General features: G+C 51.4%; 1 pseudogene. It reads right to left on the bottom strand.

What is annotated here, in order from left to right:
* A pseudogene (locus tag KBY02_RS26050) lies at window positions 1-385 on the bottom strand (IS3 family transposase); the annotation flags it as partial.

The following is a 385-nucleotide window of genomic DNA, read 5'->3' as shown; positions in this document are numbered from 1 at the left end:
AAAGGCCTCAGTTCCATCACGATTTGCGCTTTTTCTGCTGCGCTATTCGTTGCTTCTTCTGAACCAAGGCATCGAGCTTTTTTAGATAATCGACCTCCATCCGCAGTTGCTTCACCTCGGCAAGCAACTCGTCACGCGAGCGCGATTCATCGTTGATCGGAGCGGAGTTCACAGGGGGAAGGGGCGTCGTCATCTTTCTTGGGCGTCCAACTTTCTTAGGGGGCTTTGAGGATGCGTTAAGAGCACCTTCGTCAAAAAGGCGCTGCCATAGATTGATGATGCCGAACTGACGGATATCGAACAAGGCCGCTGTCTGGCGCAGTGATAATCGCTCATCATGCATGCGCTTCAAAACAGCTAGCTTGAATTCGTCACTGTAACGCTG

The organism is Pseudomonas sp. P129 (genome assembly GCF_020312195.1).
GTDB lineage: Bacteria > Pseudomonadota > Gammaproteobacteria > Pseudomonadales > Pseudomonadaceae > Aquipseudomonas > Aquipseudomonas fragariae.
The sequence above is the reverse complement of the archived record's forward strand: the minus strand, read 5'-3'. Positions and strand labels throughout refer to the sequence as shown.